Source organism: Streptomyces sp. NPDC050528, assembly GCF_044457795.1.
Taxonomy (GTDB): Bacteria; Actinomycetota; Actinomycetes; order Streptomycetales; family Streptomycetaceae; genus Streptomyces.
This window is the reverse complement of record NZ_JBITHH010000006.1, coordinates 13,896-33,331: the sequence shown is the minus strand read 5'-3', so window position 1 is coordinate 33,331 and position 19,436 is coordinate 13,896. Positions and strand designations below refer to the sequence as shown.

Here is a 19,436-nt window from a genome sequence, read left to right as displayed (position 1 = left end):
TCGCGCGTACCAACAGGCCCTTGGCCAACGGGAGTTACACCCGCACGCGCTCACCCTCGTCCGTCACCGTGGGCGGTGTGATCTCCTCAGGGGACTCGTCGTGCGTGAGGTCCGGGAGGCGGTGGAGCCACTTCGGGAAGTACCAGTTGCGCTCGCCGAGCAGGGCCATCACCGCGGGCAGCAGGACACCCCGGATGACCGTGGCGTCGATGAGGACCGCCGCCGCGAGGCCCACGCCCATCTGCTTCATGGACTGCATGGACAGCGTGCCGAAGATCGCGAAGACGGCGACCATGATGACGGCGGCGCTGGTGACGACACCGGCGGTGGTGACCACCCCGTGCTGGATCGCGTCCTGCGTCGACCGGCCCCGCAGCCGCGCCTCGCGGATCCGGGAGACGACGAACACGTGGTAGTCCATCGACAGGCCGAACAGGATCACGAAGAGGAACAGCGGCAGCCAGGTGACGATCGCGCCGACCCCCTCCGCGCCCACCAGTGAGGCGCCCCAGCCGTGTTGGAAGACGGCGACGAGGATGCCGTAAGCGGCGCCCACGGAAAGGAGGTTGAGGACGATCGAGGTGATCGCGACCGTGAGCGAGCGGAACGAGAGCAGCATCAGCAGGAAGGCGAAGACCACCACGAACGCGAACACCGGGACGACGGAGCCCAGGAGTTGGTCGTTGAAGTCCTTCGATCCCGCGACGTTTCCGGTGATCGGCGCCTGGACGCCGTCGACCTTGCCGAGGGTGGCGGGGCGTACCTCGTCGCGCAGTTTCTCCAGGCTCTTCGCGGCCTTGTCCTGGTCCGAGCCGCCGACGAGCGGGACGTAGACGAAGGCGACGTTCTGCGCGTCGTGCAGCTTGATGTCGACCGGGCCGCGCGAGGCACCCGAACTGACCGCCCGCGCCTTGAAGTCGGCCAACGCCTGCTTGACGTCAGGTGCGTTGATGTCCTTGGCCTTGACGACCACCTCGGCCGGATCGGAGCCGCCGGGGAAGGCGTCGTTGACGCGGTTGTAAGTCCCCACGATCGGGAGGGAGTTGCCGAACTCCTGGTCCAGGGTGAGGTTTTCGGTCTTCATGCCGACGGCCGGAGCGGCGATCGCGAGCAGCGCGCCGGCCGCGACGAGCACGGAGACGAGGGGCTTGGCGAGGACGCGCTTCAGTACGGCGGTCCAGAACCGGCTCTCCCCATTGCCCCGGCGACCACGCCGGCGCAGGAACGGGATACGGCCCTTCTCGACCCGCTCGCCCAACAGCGAGAGCAGCGCGGGCAGTACGGTCACCGAGCCGACCATGGCGACCGCGACGACCATCAGCGAGGCCAGGCCCATCGCCTCGAACTCGGCGAGCCCGGTGAACAGCATGCCCGCCATCGCCACGCACACCGTGACACCGGAGACGATGATCGCGCGGCCACTGGTCGCGGCGGCGATCCGCAGCGCGGCCCCGGCATCCCGGCCGGCCTCGCGCTCCTCGCGTTCGCGGCGCAGATAGAACAGGCAGTAGTCGACGCCCACGGCCAACCCCACGAGCAGCATGACCGAGTTGGCGGTGTCGCTCATCGGCTGGATGTGGCTGACCAGACCCATCAGGCCCATCGTCGCGATGATCGCCGTGAGGGCCAGCGCCACCGGCAGCAGCGCCGCCACCAGCGCGCCGAAGGCGATCAGCAGGATGCCGAAGGCCACGGGTACGGCGGAGTACTCGGCCTTCTTGAAGTCGTTGCCGAACGCGTCGGAGTACTGCTTCGCCATGCTCGCGCTGCCGATCTCCTCGATCCGCAGCGAGCCGTGGTCCTTCTGCACCCCGGCGACGGCCTTCAGCACCGGCTCCACCCGGTCGCCGGCGGTGTCCGCGTCGCCGCGCATGTCGAACTGGACGAGCGCGCTCCGGCCGTCCTTCGAGATCGTCTTCGTGTCGTACGGCGAGGTCACGTCCGTGACCCGGCCGGTCCCCTCGACGGCCTTGACGACCGCGGTGACCGTGGAGCGGAACTCGCTGTCGGTGGACGTGACCGACGCGTCCTTCGACTGGATCAGGATGGTCTCACCGGCTGGTTCCTTGATCCCGGCGTCGTCGATGATCGTGGCGGCGGTGTGCGTCTCGCCCTTCAGCTGGTCGCTCTCGTCGACGTCGACACGGCCCGCAGCCGAACCGATCCCCATCGCCAGCACCACGAACAGCACCCAGATGCCGACCGCGGCCCAGCGGTGCCGGGCGCTCCAGCCGCCGGCCCGGGCGGCGAGCCCCCGTACCCGCGAATCTCCGTTCCCCATGACGGGCTTGCCCCCTTGTGCACGGTGACAGCCCCCTGCCGCCACCTCATGGTTCGAAGGTATGTGCGGGATAAGAGCGTCTCCTCGTGCTGACCGGTGAAGTACCGGGCGCCCGGCTCCTCCGCACGGACCGCAGCTCCTCACCACTGGGGAGGACGGCGGGCCCTTACATCTATCGGGGCGGCTCGGGGGTGGTGATCAGGGTGCGGGAGGTGTCGGTCCGTGCCCACCCGCCCGGGGCGGGAGGGCCGCTTTATGGTGTGCGGATGACGACGACGTATGCGGCGCTCCTGCGCGGAATCAACGTGGGCGGCAACAAGAAACTCCCGATGGCCGAGCTGCGCACGCTCCTCGAAGGCCTCGGACACGACGGCGTCCGCACGTATCTGCAGAGCGGCCAGGCCGTGTTCGCGAGCGGCCGCGGCGACGAGGAGTCCCTCGCGGCGGAACTCGCGCGGGCGATCGAGAAGCGGTTCGGCTTCACGGTCGACGTCATCGTCCGCGACCACGCCTACCTCAAGGCGATCGCCGACAACTGCCCTTTCCCGGCCGCCGAGTTGGAGGGCAAGCAGCTCCACGTCACCTACTACTCGGCGCCGGTCGCCGAGGACCGTTTCGCGGACATCGACCAAGTCGCGTACCTGCCCGAGGAGTTCCGCCTCGGGGACCGCGCCCTGTACCTCTACGCCCCCGACGGCCTCGGCCGCTCCAAGCTCGCCGCGGAACTCTCCCGGCCGCGGCTCAACAAGGGGCTGATCGCGACGTCCCGCAACTGGAACACGGTCCTCAAACTCGTGGAGCTGACCGGGAGTTGAGCGCGATCTCGGCGCGGCGCCCGCGAGCGGCCCGGTGGAGAGTTAACGAGATTGTCAATGGCAGCTACACGTAGCTGTGCGAGGCTCCTGGGTATGCGCTACATCATCATCGGAGCAGGGGCGGTCGGCGGGACCATCGGTGGTCGGCTGGCCGGGGCGGGGTGCGAGGTCGTACTGGTCGCACGGGGTGCGCAGCGGGCGGCGCTGGCCGAGCACGGGCTGCGGCTCAAGGTGCCGGAGGGGGAGTCGACGTATCGCTTGCCGGTCGTCGAAGGGCCCGCCGAACTGGGCGAGTTGAGGACCGACGACGTGCTCGTGCTCGCCGTCAAGACGCAGGACAGCGAGGCCGCGCTCGCGGTCTGGGGTCCGGTGCCGGTCGCCGGCGGCGGTACGGCCGCCGAGCGGCTGCCGGTCGTCTGCGCGCAGAACGGGGTGGAGAGCCAGCGACTGGCGCTGCGCCGCTTCCGGCGGGTCTACGGCGTCTGCGTCTGGCTGCCCGCGACCTTCGTCGAGCCGGGTGTGGTCGCCGCCGAGGGCACCCCGCTCACCGGCATGCTGCACCTCGGCCGCCACCCGCACGGCACGGACGAGACCGCCCGGCTGATCGCCGCCGATCTGGAGAAGGCGAGGTTCGAGGCGCCGGTCGTGCCGGACGTGGCGCGCTGGCAGTACGCCAAGCTGCTCAGCAACCTCGTCAACGCGATCGAGGCGGTCGTCGAGGTGCTCGACACCGAGGACCACCTGGCGTTCTACGGGCGGGTGCGGGACGAGGGCGTGGCCGTGCTCGACACGGCCGGTATCGCGTACGCGAGCCCCGAGGAGGAGAAGGCGGTGCGCGGCGACAGGATCCGGCTGGTGGAGATCGACGGCACCCCGCGCGGCGGCGGCTCCTCCTGGCAGTCGCTCAGCCGGGGCACCGGCACCATCGAGGCCGACTACCTCAACGGCGAGATCGCGCTGTTGGGCCGCCTGTACGGCGTACCTACACCGCTCAACGATCTGCTGCAACGGCTCGCGAACGAGTTCGCGCGCGAGCGCAGGGCGCCCAGGTCGCTGCCGTTCGGCGAGCTGCTCCGCCTCGCCGACGAGGCTGTCGCGTTTGTTCAAGAGTCCTGACGACCGGCTCCCTAGCGTGGGAGCCATGAGCAACCACGACGAGCACCCGCACCCGAACGACCTGCACCCCTACATGATCGAATGCGCCGCCGAGGCGGCCCGCGTCGCGCGCGGCGTCACCTCGGCACAGCTCGACGACCCCACGCACTGCCCCGACTGGGACGTCCGCACGATGGTCAATCACTGGGTCCTCTACACCTCGCACGGCCTGGAGCACCGTGCGCTGCGCAAGCAGCTCTCCGAGGAGCTGACCGCGCGCGACTTCACCGCCGATCCGGACTGGGCACAGGCCTACGCCGCCCAGCTGGACCGGGCCGTCGCCGCCTGGGCCGACCCGGCGGTGTGGGAGGGAGAGGTCGACCTCGGCATGGCGAAGATGCCCGCCGACGAACTCGCCTCGATGATCATCAAGGAGCTGGCGGTGCACGGCTGGGACGTCGCCACGGCCACCGGTCAGACGTACCGCGTCTCGGAGGGCGCGGCCCGCCTGGTCCTCGCCGTGGTCGAGAAGCACGGCGACCTCTACCGCCAGTACGACGGCTTCGCCGACCCGGTGCCGGTGGCGGCCGATGCCCCCGTCTTCGACCGCGCCCTCGCGGCCGGCGGGCGGAATCCTCGGCAACAGGCCCTGGGCAAAGTGGACCAGTGAGAGAGTGCCGTATTGGGTCGAGCGCTCGGCCTAATCGACGGTTAGCGTGGTCCGTATGAGTCACGACAACCCGGTCCGCGTCGACTTCTACTTCGACCCCGCCTGCCCCTTCGCGTGGATCACCTCCCGCTGGCTGCTGGAGGTCGAGCGCGAGCGCCCGCTCGACCTCCGCTTCCACGCGATGAGCCTCTACCTCCACAACATCGGCAACGAACTCCCCGACTGGTACCGCGAGTTGGTCGACAAGTCGATCGGCCCGGTACGCGTCGCCGTCGCCGCCGCGGCACAGCAGGGCGACAAGGTCCTGCGCGACCTCTACACCGCCTTCGGCGTCCGCATCCACGAGCGGCGCCACGACGACTTCGACGCCGTCATCGCCGAGTCCCTCGCCGAACTCGGCCTCCCCGCCGAACTGGCCGACGCCGCCCACGATCCGTCGTACGACGACGCCGTGCGCCGCAGTCACGAGGCGGGCGTCGAGGAGGAGTCGGGCGGGTATGTGGGGACACCGACCCTGCACGTGGACGGAACGGTGTGGTTCGGGCCGGTGCTGCGGGCCATTCCGCGCGGTGCGAAGGCGGCCGAACTCTTCGACAGTTTCCGGGTGTTGGCCACGTACCCCGACTTCTTCGAGCTGAAGCGGGCCCGTACCGGAGGGCTGTCCTTCGGCTCCGAGGACCGACCCGGTGTGACGGGGGAGTGACAAGAACGCCGGACGAGGCGCAGTACAGAAAGCGGCCCCCCGTAAAGGCACCTGCCTGCCGGGGGCCGCTGCGCGGACGGTCGTCCGGGGTCCGACATCACAGGGGAGTGCCGGAAACCGGACGACCCCCGCACGCCCTGCGACCGTCACCCCGCCGACTCGCCTAACTCCGGGACAAAACAGGCTTGTTGTCCCTAGGGTGAAGTGCGCGAGTTCGGACGGAAGGGCAGGTCACCGTGGCGGGGAGAGTCCTACCGTCGTTGCCGCAGTACCGCAAGGACGGGGTGACCCGACGGCTGTGCGCGTCGGTCCATCTCGACGAGGAGTTCGCCCGCGAGGTCGACGAGGAGCTCACCGGGGACCGGTTCAACGCCCTGGGCCTCACGCTCGGCATCAACCTGGTCGCGCTCGCCCGGCACGCGCGCGTCGCCGTGCTGCGCCGTGCGGCCCTGGACCGCCAACTCGCCTGGCTCGGCGCGGCGTTCGGCGCCTCGCTGCTGGTGGCGCTCTGGGGACTCGCGAACGGCCTCGGCTCGGTCGCCCTGGTGGGCCTCTACGGTCCCGTCATCGTCCTCGGCGCCTCGTGGTGGCTCGTCCACCATGCGGAGGCCCAGGCCCGCGAGGCGGCGCAGGAGGTGTTCCGCAACCCCGACAAGGTGGAGGAACTGGCCCCACCGGTGGACGCGGCGGCGGAGGCCTGGCTGCAGGAGCACGCGAACAAGCGGGCCAACGTGCTGCCGTACGCCGACGCGGCGGCCCTCACCAACCCGTTCGTCGGCAGCGGCAGGAAGATCAAGGAAGTCGTCTGGCAGCCGATCGACGTCAGCAAGCCGGCCGACGCGCCGCAAGGCGGCAAACTCACCATCCGCCCCTTCGACGCCGTCGAGCTCCACACCTATGTGGCCAAGGAGATGGAGGCCCTCTCCGGCCTCGACGGACTGCGCACCAAGAACCGGCTCTACGTCCTCGGCAGCAACGCCTTCATGCTGCCGGAACTGCTGCCCGACCGCACCGCGCGCCCCCTTCCGAAGATCCCCAGCCAACTGGTGCAGGCCGGTGTGCAGAGCCCGGGCGCCGGGATGCGGACCCATCTGTGCCTGGAGCGGGTCGGAGACGGCGGGCGGATCATCGTCTCCATGTACCTGCGGGCGATCCTCAGCGGGCCCAGCCTCACCTGGGAGGTCGCCGCGTACGCGATCCCGCCGCTGAGCGGGCGTTTCCACCTGGTGGACCGCCTGCCCGTGACCCCTTCCAAGCGCTGGTGGAGCCTCTTCCGGTACGCCAACGCGCGTACCTGGCCCGAACTCCGGGGCGCCGTCGGGCGGTTGCGGGCGCTGCGCCGAGCGCGGCGGAACCGCGAGAAGTTCATGGCGGAGCGGCGGCGGGAGATCCAGGACCACCACGTCATCCAGGACGTCGGTGCGACCGACAGCCTGCGCGAGCGGATCGGGGACTGGGCCGAGGCGGGCTACGCGGAGCGCATCGACTCCCAGGACTTCCTCTTCCGGCTCCAGGGCGGTGTGCTCGTCGCCACCGAGAAGTTCCTCAAGGCCCACCATGTCGACACCAGTTCCTTCGACAAGGCACAGGCCAACATCAGCACACAGACCTACAACATCTCCGGGGACATCACGGGCAACAGCAACTTCGGCAACCACGGCCAGATCAACATGAACGGGCAGCAGGGACAGGGGGGTTCGGGGCAGGGCGGGGCACCACAGCCCCCGCCGTGAACCGGGCACGGAACAGGAGCGGGCACATGAGCACGTACAATTTCAACGGCAACATCAGTGGGCCGTCCAACTTCGGGGACCACGGCCGGATCGAGATCAACAACGGCACGGACGCGGCCGACGTGGTGCGCATCGCCGAACAGCTCGTCGACCGGCTGCGCGGTGAGAACCCCACCCTCGTCCCCCAAGCGCAGGTCATCCAGGGCGAGTTGGTCCAGGCAGGCGAAGAGGGCCGCGCCGCCAACCGGGGCCGGATCCGCGCCGCGCTGGAGACCATCACCATCGGCGTCGGGGCCGGCACCGGCGGGATCGCCCTCGTCGAGCAGCTGAAGCACGCGCTCGGGCTGTGAGGCGGTAGGGCGCCCCGCCTCAACAGGGCGCCCCGCCTCAACAGGGCGCCCCGCCTCAACAGGGCGCCCCGGGGCCTCACTTGGCCTTGACCACCGCCCGCGCCCCGCCCCCGAGGTCCAGTTCGAGCCCCGCCCGCAGCGGCACCGTTTGACCCGGCCCGACCTGCTGCGAGGTGCCGTCGGATCGCGTGCCCGTCCAGGTCTGCCGGGAGCGGTTGGCGATGCCGAACCGGCCCGGTTTCGAGGGGTGTTCGACCAGTTCGGCGACCAGGCTCGCGTCCGAGCAGTCGTGCCGGGTCGGCTCCGGCTGGAGGTGGTGGGCCTGGACCCGGGCCGCCCGGCCCAGCCGGATGTGGTGCTCGGCGCGCGGCGGGGGAGTGGTCACCACCAGGCGCGGCGGCAGGACGAGTTGGGTGCCGCAGCCCCAACAGGCGCGCGGCGGCGGGTTCTCACCCGGCTCCGTCATGTTCTGCCGGCCGCACGAGGCGCACTCCACGACCGAGTCCAGTACGGCCCGCAGCGCGTCCCGCCACTCCGTCTCGCGGACCCGGGCCGTCGGATCGTGCAGCCCGACCGTGAACTGGCGCCGGAACAGGTCCTGGAGCTTCCCCGCCGCCGCGCTCCAGGTGGCCAGCACGGTCGCGTGCTCCATCGGGTCCGGCGCGTTCGCGTCGTCGGCCGGGTCGAAGACGAACAACGGACTCTTGCCGTACAGCTTGCGCTCGGCCGCCTCGTCGAGACAGTGGATGCCCAACTCCCGCTTGCCCTTCAGCGGGTGATGGTTCATCAGGAACATGAACAGGAGCACGGCGAGGGAGTGCAGGTCGGACTGGGTGCCGGGGCGGGCGCCCGGCTCGGCGCGGACCAGTTCCGGGGCCATGAACTCCATCGTCCCGGAGATGCCGCTGACGTCCCCCTCCACCACCGCGTTGTCGTTGTCGCAGACCAGCACGGCACCCGTGTCCGGGTCGAAGAAGATGTTGCCCCAGGAGATGTCCCGGTAGGCGATGCCCCGCGAGTGCAGCGCCTGGTACGCCTCCACCGTGTACAGGCACGCCGTCAGCAACGCGCGCGGTGAGGTGCGCAGTTGACGCCGGAACAGCGCGGGCAGCCCCTTGAAGTGGTCCGGGCGCAGCCCCATCAGGTACCCGAACGAGCCCTTGTACGCGGGGACATACGCCTCGGGCCACAGGAACCGGTCGTCGTCGAAGTCCCGGTCGACCAACTCCCGTACGATCGCCTCCTGTTCGCCGGTCGCACACGTCGGGTAGTACCACTTCAGGGCCTTGTCCCCGCCCGGTGTCCTGGCCCGGTACACCTCGCCCTGGCCGCCCGCGCCCAGCATGTCGACGATCTGGATCTCTTCGCCGTTCTGCGCGGTCAGCCGCGTACCGCTGTCGAGCATGCCGCTCATCTATGTCTCCGTGTTCCGTTCCGTATCCATGGGCGGGGTGTCCTGCGCGGGGTCCGGGGCCTCCGGCGGGCCGTCCGGCGGTCCGCCCGTCACCGTCGACACGTGCCGCAGCGCCGCCGTCAGCGTCGTGTCGTCGCCCGAGTACTTCGAGGCCTGCTCCAGCCACTGGGGGAGCACCTCGCGCACCCCCGCGCTGCCCTCCGACGCCAGCCGGCCGTCCAGGCCCTCGACGAACTGCCGGTAGCCGTCGGCCGAGGCGAAGCTCTTCGACAGGCCGTCCGTCGACAGGACGACCAGGCGCGGGGTGCGGGACTGGTCGAACACCGGGGCCCAGTGCATCCGCACCGCGCTCCACGCCTCCCGGCCGCACAGCGACTCCGTCTCGTCGCCGAGATCCTCCTCGGCGGGCGCCAGTGGCCGGCTCAGCGTGCCGTCGTGCTCGACCACCGCGATGTCGCCGTCGCCGATCTGCCAGGCCACGAACAGCCACGGCGTGAGGACCGCGCCGATCAACGTCGTGCCGTAGAGCAGGAGTTTCTCGCTCTGGCGTGGTTCCGGTGCGCCCGTGTCGGCGACCGGGCGGTGGCGGTCCCAGTGGCCGAGGGCCGCCTCGCGCCAGTCCTGGACGAGGGCGCGCGGGAAGTCGTCCCGGGCATAGGTCATCAGCCGGGCGAGTCGGCCCGGTTCATGGCAGTCGACGGCCGCGCGGGCGAACAGTTCGGCCCGGCCGACGAACCGGTCCACGGCGATGCGCGCGCCGATCTCGCTGCGGGCATGGGCGGCCGAGCCGTGTCCGTCGGCCACCGCCAGCAGCAGCGGGTCAGCGCCGGAACCGGTGCCCTGGCACGTGAACCAGTCCTGGTTGCGCTTCTTTCCGACGCCCTGCACGCTCCCGGACAGCGTCTCCCACCGTCGTACCCCGAGCGTCACCACACGTCGTCGTCATCGTCGTCGTCGATGACCGGCGGAGCGTACGGCTGCTTGGTGAGGGTCGGCGCGTTCGCGTCGCCCGCGACGGGCTGCGAGGCCGCCTTCACCGCCGCCGTCGACGCCCAACGGATCGCCGCCGCGAGCTGTTTGGGGCTGTTGGCGTCGAGCGGCTGCAGCTCGGGGTTGCCCAGGAACTCCTGGAGCACACTGCGGTCCGCGTCGTGGCCGATCGCGATCGCGACCCGGACCGCCTTGCGGCCCCACGGTGTCGCGTCGATCGCCTTGAGGCCCGCCCGCCAGTCGTCGGTGGGTCCGCCGTCCGACACCAGCGCCAGCACCGGCTTCAGCGCGCGCTGCGGCATCGGCGGGCTCTGCAGCTCGCGCGAGACCACGTGCAGGGCCTCGCCGAGGTTGGTCATGCCGTCCACCTCGACGTCCTGCCAGGTGAAGTCGTCGACGGGGACGGGGGTTTGGTGGTGCCACTGGGCCGTGGTGGAGAACGTGACCGTCCGCAGCAGCAGTTGGGCCGCCGGGTTGTCGTGCGCCACTGACCGCATCTCCGGAATCGCTTCTCTGATCGCGTAGTTGAGCCGGGCGATCTTCTCACCCTGCATCGAGTACGAGCAGTCGAGCAGCCAGATGAAGTGGACCGGCCGGTTCGCCATGGGCCCGCCGGGAATGTCGCTCACTCCGTGTCCTTTCTGTGAGGTGGGGAGGCTATGAGAGGGGGAGGAACAGAGAGGCCACGTAGGCCACGGTGGCCGCCGTGAGCACCAGAGAGGTGACGAACAGGCCTGCCAGCAGCCTGCGTCCGTGCGCGATCGGTGGGGTCACCTTCGTCATGCCGGGGTGTACCTCTTCTCCGGTTCGGCGCCGGGCGCGCTGAGCGCGGCGGTCTTCAGTCCGGAGGCGGCGAGCAGCCACAACACCGGTTCCGCGGCCCGGCGTTGCTCGCTCTCCAGCGGTCCGGTGCCGGTGGCCGCGTGCGCGCTCACCGCCCAGTAGCGGGCCTCCTTGAAGTCGTGCCCGAGGGCCCGGACGAGTCCGCCGAGGCCGATCTCCGCCAGCCAGGAATCGACCCGCGCGCCCGGCACCGGCAGGGTGACCAGCTGGTCCAGGACGTCCCGCTTGGTGACGACGGTGGCCACGGACAGCCGCCCGCGCCGCCGTCCGGTCAGCGCGTTCAGCTCGCCCGTGAGCCGCTGGTACGTCTCCCACGGGCCCTGCGTCGAGGGGCGGGCCGCACCGGCCCGTTCGGCGTCCTCGGTGCCGAGCCGCCCGCGCACCTTGAGGTCGGCCAGTACGTCGGCGACCAGGACGACACCGTCCGTGTGCTCCAAGTACTTCTGGGCGCGCACCCGTTCGGCGTCGCTCACCGACTCGCCCATCGGGTCGTAGAGGTACAGCAGTCGGCGTCGTCGGCCGCGGGTCACCGTCAGCATCAGGGCGCGCGGCTGGCCGCCGGTCGTGGCGTGGGCCCAACCGGTGCTGTTCAGCTCCTGGTTGAGGTCGTTGAAGGTGCGGCGGTCGTCGGCGGAGGCGTACTCCACGCTCAGATCGCCGTGCCGGGCCCAGGCGTGCAGACCCTCGACCATGGCCGCCATCAGCATCGTCTTCCCGGAAGAGGTGCCGCCGACCAGCGGGGCGTGCACGACCCGGGTGGCGCCCACCGTCTCGGGCAGCACCCGGTCGCAGTGCGGACAGAGCGCCGTGAGCTTGCCGCGCCCCGCGAGCCGGGTCGTGGGCAGCCGCTGCCCGCACACACAGGCGTGCCCCAGCACGCCGTACCGTCCGGGCCGTAGCGCACTGTGCTGTTTCCGGCAGCCCGGGCAGCGGTGCACGGCCAGCGGGACCGGCCGATAGCAGCCCGGATAGGGACACTTGACGCGGATGCCGCGCGTCAGCGCCCAGCCGCGCTCCACCCCGCGCAGCACCGGGACCGCCGTCGCGCAGCCCAGCCACACCAGGCCGACCAGCAGCCCGAGGAACAGCAGGGACACACCGAGCAGGACGGTGGCGAGGACCGCGCCGAGCAGCGCGCCCACGAAGGTGCCGGGCGCCACGAGGACGACGTACCCGATGCGGTTGATCGGCGCCCGGCCGCGACGGCCCGACGGGTGACGGCCGCGGAACAGGTTCCGTACGGTCCGGTGCAGCCACGGATCGGAGAACGCCGTCCACACGACCCGCAAGCCGTAGACGCCGGCCGACCACGCGTCGACCCACAACTGCCGCCAGTAGTAACCGAGATGGGCCGGTTCGGCGCCCGGGCCGACGAGCGGGACCCGCTGGTCGGCGCGGCCCGTCTGCCACGGTCCGAGACCGCGCCACACGGCCCCCACACCGATCCTGAGGAACGTCCACAGCGTCCGGCCCAGGCACAGCCCGACCGCGATGATCCCGGTCCAGACGGCCAGCATCACCACCGGCGACATGACGGTCATCGGCGGCCTCCCTCGGTCGGCGGTTCTACGTCCCCGGGCCACACGTCGGCCTGGTCGGCGCGCCGTCCACGGCCGGACAGCCGTCCCGCGAGACGCCCCAGGGCGCCGGGCCGGTTCCAGGCGCGATAGGCGTCGAGTTTGCCCCGCCCGGCGCGGCCGAGGACCGTCTCGACCTCGGTCTGGTCCTCGGCGGGCAGCGCCCGCACGATCGGCCGCAGCACCCTCGTGAGCAGGGCGTTGCGGGTCTCGTCCCAGGCCGGATGGGTTCCCGGGAACTGGCTCCAGTCGCTGAACCGGGCGGCGACATACGCCGGCGACGTCCGCAGCCGGTCGCCCACCCGGTCGGAACGGCCCGCCTTTTCGTACGTCGCGAGGAGCCGAGGTTCACCCGAACGAGCGAGGGCGTACAGCTCGGTGGTCGGCACCGGTTCCGCGAGGAGCCGCGCCGCGAGGGCCCGGAAAGCCCGCTCGACGACCGGGTCCGGCACCGGCTCGGCGGCACCGGCCTTCAGACTCAGCACCCTGGTGACCCACTCCTCGCCCTCACCCTCGGTGCCCAACAGCCCGGCCAGCTCCAGGAGAAGCAGCGCCGCCCGCTGCCCGGACCGCAGCTCCGTGCTGAAGCAGCGCAGCAGATCGACCGCGAGCGCCGGTACGTCACGGTCGTCCGGGGGCGCGGCGAGGGCCGCCTCGATCAACAGGTCCCGGGTGCCGGCCGCGCGGTGGGTGTCGGAGCCCAGCTCGTTCAGCAGCAGGCTCGCCTCCAGGCCCGTCGGCAACTCGCCGGGCCAGGTGAGACGCAGGGCGGTTTGCAGCACCGAAGGGTCGGTGAGCGACGAGACACTCGCGACGCGGAGCACCTCGTGGAACTGCGCGAGCCGGTCACGTGCCCCGACCGGCGTCACACACATCCGCAGATGCGGAAACCCGGGTTGCAGCCCGACGGGAAGCCCGGACCCCGCCAACGCCCGTGCCACGGCCGCCGGTTCGGCGGCGGCCAGCGCATTGAGCGACCCGAACAACGCCACCCGCAACCCGGGATGGGCGTGCACCGCGTCGAGCACCGCGGGCGGGCAGCCCACGGCGGTACGGGTGTCGCGCCGACGGTCCTCGGGCGCGGGTTGCCCGGGCGCGGGCGGTGCGGCCACGGGGTCGGTGTACTGGTCCCGGCCCGGCTGTCCCGGTGCGCGGAGATCCCGTGACCGGCTCCGGTCGCCGTCCGGCTCGGGCGTCCCCGTCGGGTCGCCCGCAGTGTCGCTCACCAGCTCCCGGGCCAACCGCCCGGCCAGCTCGGGGAGTTGGTCCTGACAGTCGATGTCGAGCAGATCGGCGACCCGCAGCAGCGCGAGCGGCCGGCCTGCGGGCGACTCCGCCGGGTCCGCGAGGCCGGCCCGCAGGGCGGGGGCGAGATCGCGGGCCAGGTCGTCATGGGCACGCGGAGTCAGCGAACCGGCGCGCAGCATGGGCACCGGACCCTTGCCGAGCACCGCCGACGCCAGCACCCGCGCGGCGAGCGGCGCCGACACCGCGGCCGGTACCTGCCCGTCGAGCCGGGCCAACAGGGCGGCGAGCGCGGCCTGTTCGTCGTCCGCCGGGTCCGGGGCGGGCGGCGAGGCGTGTTCGTCGCGCGCCGACCCTCGGGCACCCTGCGCCGACCCTGTGCCCTGCGCCGAACCCCAAGTGGTCGGCGAGGAGCATGCGTTGCCCGCCGAACCCGCAGCCGACGAGCTTGTCAGCGGCCCCGCGCACAACCCGGCGACCAGCGCCGTCAGCGTCTCGTCCGGCAGCGCGCCCGCGTGCTCCGCCGCCCAACGGGCCGCCGCAGCACGGGCGTCCGGGCGCAGATCGACGCCCGCGATCAGCGCGGTGGCCGCCAACTGGCCGATGTCCTCAGGTGCGTTGCGGAACAGGTCGGGCCGGCCCGCGCGCCAGATGCGGGCGCACACCTCGGCCCAGGTGTCGGTGACCGGCCCGGACGGCTGCTGCTGTCCGGTGCAGTCGTGGACGCGGTAGCGGTGGTCGTGGGCCACCGACTCCGAGGACGGCAGCGCGCCGACGAGCTGCTGGCGGGCCTGTTGGGGGCGGCGGGTGTAGGTCGTGAACGTGAGCCGGTGCGCCTGTTCGCGGGGCAGGACCGCGCAGGCGAGCGCGATCCACTGGGCCACGTCGGCGCTGTCGTGCTCCACCACCACGATCTGCCCGGCACCGGGATCGGCCGCGACCGCCCGCAGATCGGCGAAGAACGGCGCGAGCCACCCGGCCCGGGACACCGCGAACGCGACCAGCGCGTCCTTGCGCAGCAGCCCGGACGGCTCGATCCGGTCGAGCGGCGCGGGCCTGCCGTCCGGGGGCGTCGCGTCCGCCCAACGCGGGGACTCCCAGGCGGTGATGGGCAGCACGCCGTCCGGCAGCCGGGTACCGGCCGGCAGATGGACCGCGTGCGCGTGGAAGTTGCCCCACCGCCCGCTGTAGTCGGCGCCGATGTACACGGATCGGCTCAACAGCCGCCCGCCGTCGGAGAGTTCGCTGAAACTGAACGCCTTCGGGAAACCCTTGAGCTGCTCGGCGTCCGGCCGGGCCGGGCAGTCGCGCGGCGGCTCGTACCCGATGAGCTGCTCGGCCTCCCGCAACAGCCCCTGCGGAACGCCCGCGCTGACCGCGGTGAAGCGGAACCCGGAGCCGTCGGGACCGGGCGGCGCCGAGGTGTAGTGCAGCTGGGCCAGGGTCACTTGACTCGCCCCTTCCCGGCGGTACGGACCGGCAGCACCCCGCGCAGCGCCAGCAGCCACAGCAGCGGATCCTCCACCCGCACCGGCTGCGGCCCCGACTTCGGTACGTCGGCGGGTGCGTCGGCGGGCGGCGGCGCACCGAGCGCCGAGAGCCCGAACATCGACAACCGGTCGAAGTCCAGCTCCAGTTGGCGCATCAGCGCCCCCGAGTCCCAGTCCGCCATCAGTGAGCGGATCTCCTCGTGCACGGTCAGCCGGTCGTCCTCGTCGTACGTGCCCTCCGGATGCGGGGCGTTGCGCAGCACCGGCGAGTGCGCGTCGAGCAGCGGCTTCAGCATGTCCGTCTTCGTCACCGCCACCGCGATCGGCGTGCTCACCCGGCCGCGCGAACCGCCCTTGCCGTGGGCGCGCAACTGGGCCGCCAGATCCGCTGCGATCTGCTGCGGCGGTGTCTCCACCATGGGCAGCGGCGGACCGTCCTGGAGCGGCAACCGGTCGCGCACGGAACCGAGTTGGAGCGGGTCCACGAGCAGGATGATGCCGTCGGCCGCGCTGAGATAGCGCGTGTACCGGTCCATCGCCTCGGCGCCCGCGAGGTCCTCGCCCGCCGCGTCGAAGAAGACCAGCGTGGTGTGCCGGGTGCCGTTGCCGAGTCTGCTGCGGCGGGGCACGCTGAGCCGGTACAGCAGCGGGTCGTTGAAGCCGAGCGCCGCCGGACGGGTCGCGTCGGGCAGCCGCAGCCGCTCGTACAGGTCCTCCGCCATCTCCCGGTCCCGCTGCTGCGTGGACTGCCCCATCGCGGCCAGCGAGGCGTGATAGGCCTGCCCGACCCGCTGGTTCAACTCGTTGACCAGCACGGACACATACGTACTTTTACCGGAGGCCTTCGCGCCGACCAGCGCGATGATCCGGCTGTCCTGGTCGCAGTAGTCGCTGGGCAGATCGCTGTGGCACGACGCGCAGACCCGGACCGTGGTCGTCACCCCGCAGTCCGGGCACGGCACGCTGCTGCCGGAGCCGGGGCGCAGCCCGGACGCCAGCGCGCCCATCCCGCGTGCCGGGGCGAACACCGGCCCTCGCAGCAGGGCCGCCGGATTCATGCCGGGACCCACGAACCCGGCCCAGACGTCGTCCCGTTCGGGCCCGCAGGGCGTGCCGCCGCGGACCCCGCTCGGGGTCATCAGACACCGGTAGGGCAGCTTGGCCGCCGAGGTACGGGCGAAGCAGTAGGGGCAGATGACGGTCGTCATGGCTCAGCGCACCACCAGGGTCGCGGGGGACGGTTCTTCGAGTCGTACGGAGGCCGCGTGCTCGCCCAGCAGAAAACCGCGCAAGGTGTACGGCGCCGGGCAGGGCGCGGCCGGCAACTCCTGCTCCACCGTGCCGAGTCGGAGCAGATCGGTGCCGGGGATGCGCACCAGGGTCGTGCCGTCGGCCGCACTGCGCGGCCGGAGCGTGCCGCTGCGCGCGACGCACACGAACTCGGGGGCGTCGTCGTGCTCCCCGCCCTCCGGCGCGGACAGGGTGACCCGCAGCAGGGTGCGCCCCTTCCCGAGCAACCGGCGTGGCGCGCGCACCAGTTGATACCCGATCGCCGTGTCCGGCGGCAGCAGCACCTCGGCCGCGTCCGGTACGACCACGACGGCGCCCGGTACTTGGGGAGCGGCGGCGACCCGGATCCGTACGGCCCGCGGTCCCACCGGCAGCCGCAGCCCGCCCCGGCGATAGGCGTGCGCGGTGACACTGCGCTCCCCGGCGTCCCAACTCACCCTGAGATGAGGGGTGTCACCGGGCCAGTCCAACGACACCTCGGCCTCCCCGCCCGGCAGTCGCCGCGCCGCGAGCCCGGTCACCGGACGCAGTACCTCGACATCGACGACGGGACCGGCCAGCGCCCGCTCCCCGAGCACGGCGACGGCGGCGACCCGGACGTGCAGGCCGGGCGGCGGACACAACGCCCCGTCCCGCTCCGGCCAGTCGAGCCCCACCGGCAGGTCCCGCGTGTGCAGTTCGGCGCCGGGGGCCGGGACCTCGCCGGGCCACTCCACCAGCCGTACGTCCGCGTCCTCGGCGCCGGTCCAGGCGAACCGGACGGTGTCGCCCTCGGGTTGGGCGGCGAGGGTGCGGACGGGGGAGGGCCAGGGGTGGACGGTGCGGGTGGCACGGACGCCGGGGGAGGAGACCGGCTGTCCGCCGGGGGCGCGGTAGTGGCAGACGACGCGGAGGGTGTGCCGGCCGGGTGCGAGGCCCGTGACGGTGAACCCCTCGGTGAGGAGGGTGAGTTGCTCGCCCGCGCCGTCCGGCCCGGTGCGCACGACCGTCACGTCCGTGGCACCCGGGGGCCGCTTCCAGGTGCCCTCGATCCGCTCCGGGCCGTCCGTCAGGGTGAGCGCGTCCACCTCCGGGGTGACGAGCACCTGGTGCGAGACGAGCGGCGGACCGTCCACGAGTCCGTCGCGCAGGGGGAGAGCGGCGTAGCGGACGGTGCTCCCGAGCACCAACGCCTCGTCGCGCGCGGACACTTCCCGCACGGTCGGCACACCCCGCTCGTCGCGGTAGAGGCACAGCAGCCGCCAGCCACCGTCCGAGTCCGCCTCGTCCCACGTCAACCGCACATGGTCCAGGCCGAGTTCGGCGGTCAGCGCCGCCGGCTCACCGCCCCGGGGCCGGTGCACCCGCACCAGCCCGCGCAACGCCCGCCGGTCGTCGCCGATGTCCCGCAGCGCCCGCAGATACTCCGCACCGGCGGTCTCCGCGTCCCGGTCGTCCTCGGCCCGGCGCGCCGCGAGCAGCGCCCCGTCGACCACGGCGAACCGTGCGGCCAACTCGGTCCGCAGCGACCGTAGAGCGGGGTCGTCGGTGCCGTCCGGCAGTCGGGCCAGCAGGGTGCGGACCCGGTGCAGCCGGTGCTGCTCCCACGCCCCGGCGAGGGACTCGGCGGCCTGCCGCTCACGCTTGTCGAGGAGGGGCCGCAGGCGGGCCGCCGCCACGAGCCCGGCGACCTCGTCGGCGTGCACCCCCAACTGGGCCGCCGTCTGCGGACGTTCCTTCACCGGCCGGTCCTGCAACAGCCCGATCAACTGGTACAGCACGACCCTGCGCACCGCCTGCGGATCACGCCGGGCCACGTCGGCCAACAGCCGGGCGAGTCCGGCGGCCGGGGTCGGGGCGCGGGCGAGATCCTCCAGGAACGGAAGGTCCACCCGACGGCGCCCGCGCCCGCCGGACGGCACGTACACCCCGTCGAGGACGCCCAGCCCACCGGTCCAGGGCAGCAGCAGCGCCTCGCCCAAGTGCCGTAGGCCGAGCCTGTGTTGGGCGGCGACGAGCTCGCCGTAGGACGCGACGAGGGGGCTCAGTGGCAGCCCGGACAGTGCCCGGGGCAGCCCCAAGTGATGCCCGAAGTCCCGACCCGCCACGTGTACTGCTCCCCCGAATAGCTACGCGAGGAACCATCCCAGCAGATCCGGGGGCCGGGGGCGACCCTTTTCGGGAATCGGGGCAGGTGGGGACCTGAAACGCGCTATGCGCCGACGGTCGCCAGGGCAGGTGTCAGGGCCGTGTCGTAGCGCTCCAGGACGACCCGCGCCACCTCCGGAGCCGGGCCCAGTACGTCGGCGAGGACGTCGGCCTCCGCCGCGCCCCGGGCGATGCGGTCGGGCAGGAAGCCGGGGGCGAGGACGTACGGCGCGACCGCGACGCGTGCGCAGCCCAGGGCCCGGAGCTCACGGACCGCGTCCTCGGTGCGGGGCAGGGCCGCGGAGGCGAACGCGGGGCGCACCGCGCGCCAACCCGTCTGCCACCAGTCCCGTGCGATGCCGGAGATCACCGCGATCGCCTCCGGGTCGGTGGAGCCCGCCGAGGCCAGCACGATCCCGGTCGAGGACTTGTCGGCGGGCGTCAACCCGGCCTCGTAGAGCCGTCGTTCGAGGGCACGCACCAACAGGGGCGACGGACCCAGCACCTCCGCCTGCGTGATCCGCAGCCGCGGCGGCGCGTCCCGCAGGACGGCCGGGATGTCCGCCTTCGCGTGGAACGCGCGGGTCAGCAGCAGCGGGAGGGCCACCACGTCCCGTACGCCCTCCGCCGCCAATGACTCCAACACCCCTTGCACGGAAGGGATGTTGAAGTCCAGGAAGCCGACCTCCACGCGCAGCCCGGGCCGTCGCGACCGTACCCGCCGGACGAGGGCGTGGACGGTCGCGGCGTGCCGCGGGTCGCGGCTGCCGTGGGCGATGACGAGGAGGACCGGCCTCTGGTGCATGGGACTCA

At 72.2% G+C, this 19,436-nt stretch carries 16 protein-coding genes; 6 read left to right on the top strand and 10 right to left on the bottom strand.

Annotated features, from left to right (window positions below):
• Nucleotides 1-34 precede the first annotated feature (34 nt).
• Nucleotides 35-2,281: an MMPL family transporter gene (locus ACIBK4_RS21725; protein ID WP_398996518.1), complete on the bottom strand. Its 2,247-nt coding sequence runs from the start codon at nucleotides 2,279-2,281 to the stop codon at nucleotides 35-37.
• Between the two features lie 266 nt (nucleotides 2,282-2,547).
• On the opposite strand from ACIBK4_RS21725, the gene ACIBK4_RS21720 reads away from it, so the two are divergent.
• The 6 genes from ACIBK4_RS21720 (at nucleotide 2,548) to ACIBK4_RS21695 (ending at nucleotide 7,647) form a co-directional block, all read left to right on the top strand.
• Nucleotides 2,548-3,096, top strand: a complete 549-nt coding sequence (locus ACIBK4_RS21720; protein WP_398996516.1) for a DUF1697 domain-containing protein — start codon at nucleotides 2,548-2,550, stop codon at nucleotides 3,094-3,096.
• Nucleotides 3,097-3,189: 93 nt separating this feature from the next.
• On the top strand, nucleotides 3,190-4,212 hold the full coding sequence (locus tag ACIBK4_RS21715) for a ketopantoate reductase family protein (protein WP_398996514.1): 1,023 nt from the start codon (nucleotides 3,190-3,192) through the stop codon (nucleotides 4,210-4,212).
• 25 nt (nucleotides 4,213-4,237) lie between these two features.
• A complete protein-coding gene (locus tag ACIBK4_RS21710) occupies nucleotides 4,238-4,861 on the top strand; it encodes a TIGR03086 family metal-binding protein (protein ID WP_398996512.1) in 624 nt (207 codons plus the stop codon).
• A gap of 55 nt (nucleotides 4,862-4,916) precedes the next feature.
• Nucleotides 4,917-5,564 (top strand): DsbA family protein, encoded by a 648-nt coding sequence (locus ACIBK4_RS21705; RefSeq protein ID WP_398996510.1) that lies wholly within the window; start codon nucleotides 4,917-4,919, stop codon nucleotides 5,562-5,564.
• Between the two features lie 236 nt (nucleotides 5,565-5,800).
• Nucleotides 5,801-7,297, top strand: a complete 1,497-nt coding sequence (locus tag ACIBK4_RS21700) for a hypothetical protein (protein WP_398996508.1) — start codon at nucleotides 5,801-5,803, stop codon at nucleotides 7,295-7,297.
• Nucleotides 7,298-7,323: 26 nt separating this feature from the next.
• Nucleotides 7,324-7,647, top strand: a complete 324-nt coding sequence (locus ACIBK4_RS21695; protein WP_398996506.1) for a hypothetical protein — start codon at nucleotides 7,324-7,326, stop codon at nucleotides 7,645-7,647.
• Between the two features lie 76 nt (nucleotides 7,648-7,723).
• Here the strand turns inward: ACIBK4_RS21695 and ACIBK4_RS21690 are convergent, their stop codons facing one another.
• The 9 genes from ACIBK4_RS21690 to ACIBK4_RS21650 form a co-directional block, all read right to left on the bottom strand.
• Nucleotides 7,724-9,061 (bottom strand): protein kinase, encoded by a 1,338-nt coding sequence (locus ACIBK4_RS21690; protein WP_398996504.1) that lies wholly within the window; start codon nucleotides 9,059-9,061, stop codon nucleotides 7,724-7,726.
• The gene (locus ACIBK4_RS21685) at nucleotides 9,062-9,994 is read right to left on the bottom strand and encodes a PP2C family serine/threonine-protein phosphatase (RefSeq protein WP_398996502.1); all 933 of its coding nucleotides are present in this window, start codon (nucleotides 9,992-9,994) and stop codon (nucleotides 9,062-9,064) included.
• On the bottom strand, nucleotides 9,988-10,656 hold the full coding sequence (locus ACIBK4_RS21680) for a tellurium resistance protein (protein WP_366430176.1): 669 nt from the start codon (nucleotides 10,654-10,656) through the stop codon (nucleotides 9,988-9,990). Before ACIBK4_RS21680 ends, ACIBK4_RS21685 begins: the two co-directional genes overlap by 7 nt.
• Nucleotides 10,657-10,708: 52 nt before the next feature.
• Nucleotides 10,709-10,834 (bottom strand): hypothetical protein, encoded by a 126-nt coding sequence (locus tag ACIBK4_RS21675; protein WP_398996500.1) that lies wholly within the window; start codon nucleotides 10,832-10,834, stop codon nucleotides 10,709-10,711.
• Complete coding sequence (locus ACIBK4_RS21670; protein WP_398996498.1) at nucleotides 10,831-12,435, bottom strand: hypothetical protein; 1,605 nt, start codon at nucleotides 12,433-12,435, stop codon at nucleotides 10,831-10,833. The genes ACIBK4_RS21675 and ACIBK4_RS21670 overlap by 4 nt, the downstream gene beginning before the upstream one ends.
• Complete coding sequence (locus ACIBK4_RS21665) at nucleotides 12,432-15,164, bottom strand: GTPase-associated protein 1-related protein (protein ID WP_398996496.1); 2,733 nt, start codon at nucleotides 15,162-15,164, stop codon at nucleotides 12,432-12,434. The genes ACIBK4_RS21670 and ACIBK4_RS21665 overlap by 4 nt, the downstream gene beginning before the upstream one ends.
• Nucleotides 15,161-16,414 carry a hypothetical protein gene (locus tag ACIBK4_RS21660; RefSeq protein ID WP_398996494.1) on the bottom strand — a complete coding sequence of 418 codons (1,254 nt, stop codon included), beginning with the start codon at nucleotides 16,412-16,414 and terminating at the stop codon, nucleotides 15,161-15,163. The genes ACIBK4_RS21665 and ACIBK4_RS21660 overlap by 4 nt, the downstream gene beginning before the upstream one ends.
• Before the next feature lie 3 nt (nucleotides 16,415-16,417).
• Nucleotides 16,418-18,583, bottom strand: a complete 2,166-nt coding sequence (locus ACIBK4_RS21655) for a hypothetical protein (RefSeq protein ID WP_398996492.1) — start codon at nucleotides 18,581-18,583, stop codon at nucleotides 16,418-16,420.
• A 104-nt stretch (nucleotides 18,584-18,687) separates the two neighbouring features.
• Nucleotides 18,688-19,428: a sirohydrochlorin chelatase gene (locus ACIBK4_RS21650; protein ID WP_398996490.1), complete on the bottom strand. Its 741-nt coding sequence runs from the start codon at nucleotides 19,426-19,428 to the stop codon at nucleotides 18,688-18,690.
• Nucleotides 19,429-19,436 lie beyond the last annotated feature (8 nt).

What these genes read in the sequence shown, in the direction of transcription:
- ACIBK4_RS21725 (WP_398996518.1), bottom strand. Translation starts at nt 2,281, where the DNA reads ATGGGGAACGGAGATTCGCGGGTACGGGGGCTCGCCGCCCGGGCCGGC.
- ACIBK4_RS21720 (WP_398996516.1), top strand. Translation starts at nt 2,548, where the DNA reads ATGACGACGACGTATGCGGCGCTCCTGCGCGGAATCAACGTGGGCGGC.
- ACIBK4_RS21715 (WP_398996514.1), top strand. Translation starts at nt 3,190, where the DNA reads ATGCGCTACATCATCATCGGAGCAGGGGCGGTCGGCGGGACCATCGGT.
- ACIBK4_RS21710 (WP_398996512.1), top strand. Translation starts at nt 4,238, where the DNA reads ATGAGCAACCACGACGAGCACCCGCACCCGAACGACCTGCACCCCTAC.
- ACIBK4_RS21705 (WP_398996510.1), top strand. Translation starts at nt 4,917, where the DNA reads ATGAGTCACGACAACCCGGTCCGCGTCGACTTCTACTTCGACCCCGCC.
- ACIBK4_RS21695 (WP_398996506.1), top strand. Translation starts at nt 7,324, where the DNA reads ATGAGCACGTACAATTTCAACGGCAACATCAGTGGGCCGTCCAACTTC.
- ACIBK4_RS21690 (WP_398996504.1), bottom strand. Translation starts at nt 9,061, where the DNA reads ATGAGCGGCATGCTCGACAGCGGTACGCGGCTGACCGCGCAGAACGGC.
- ACIBK4_RS21680 (WP_366430176.1), bottom strand. Translation starts at nt 10,656, where the DNA reads ATGGCGAACCGGCCGGTCCACTTCATCTGGCTGCTCGACTGCTCGTAC.
- ACIBK4_RS21675 (WP_398996500.1), bottom strand. Translation starts at nt 10,834, where the DNA reads ATGACGAAGGTGACCCCACCGATCGCGCACGGACGCAGGCTGCTGGCA.
- ACIBK4_RS21670 (WP_398996498.1), bottom strand. Translation starts at nt 12,435, where the DNA reads ATGACCGTCATGTCGCCGGTGGTGATGCTGGCCGTCTGGACCGGGATC.
- ACIBK4_RS21660 (WP_398996494.1), bottom strand. Translation starts at nt 16,414, where the DNA reads ATGACGACCGTCATCTGCCCCTACTGCTTCGCCCGTACCTCGGCGGCC.
- ACIBK4_RS21650 (WP_398996490.1), bottom strand. Translation starts at nt 19,428, where the DNA reads ATGCACCAGAGGCCGGTCCTCCTCGTCATCGCCCACGGCAGCCGCGAC.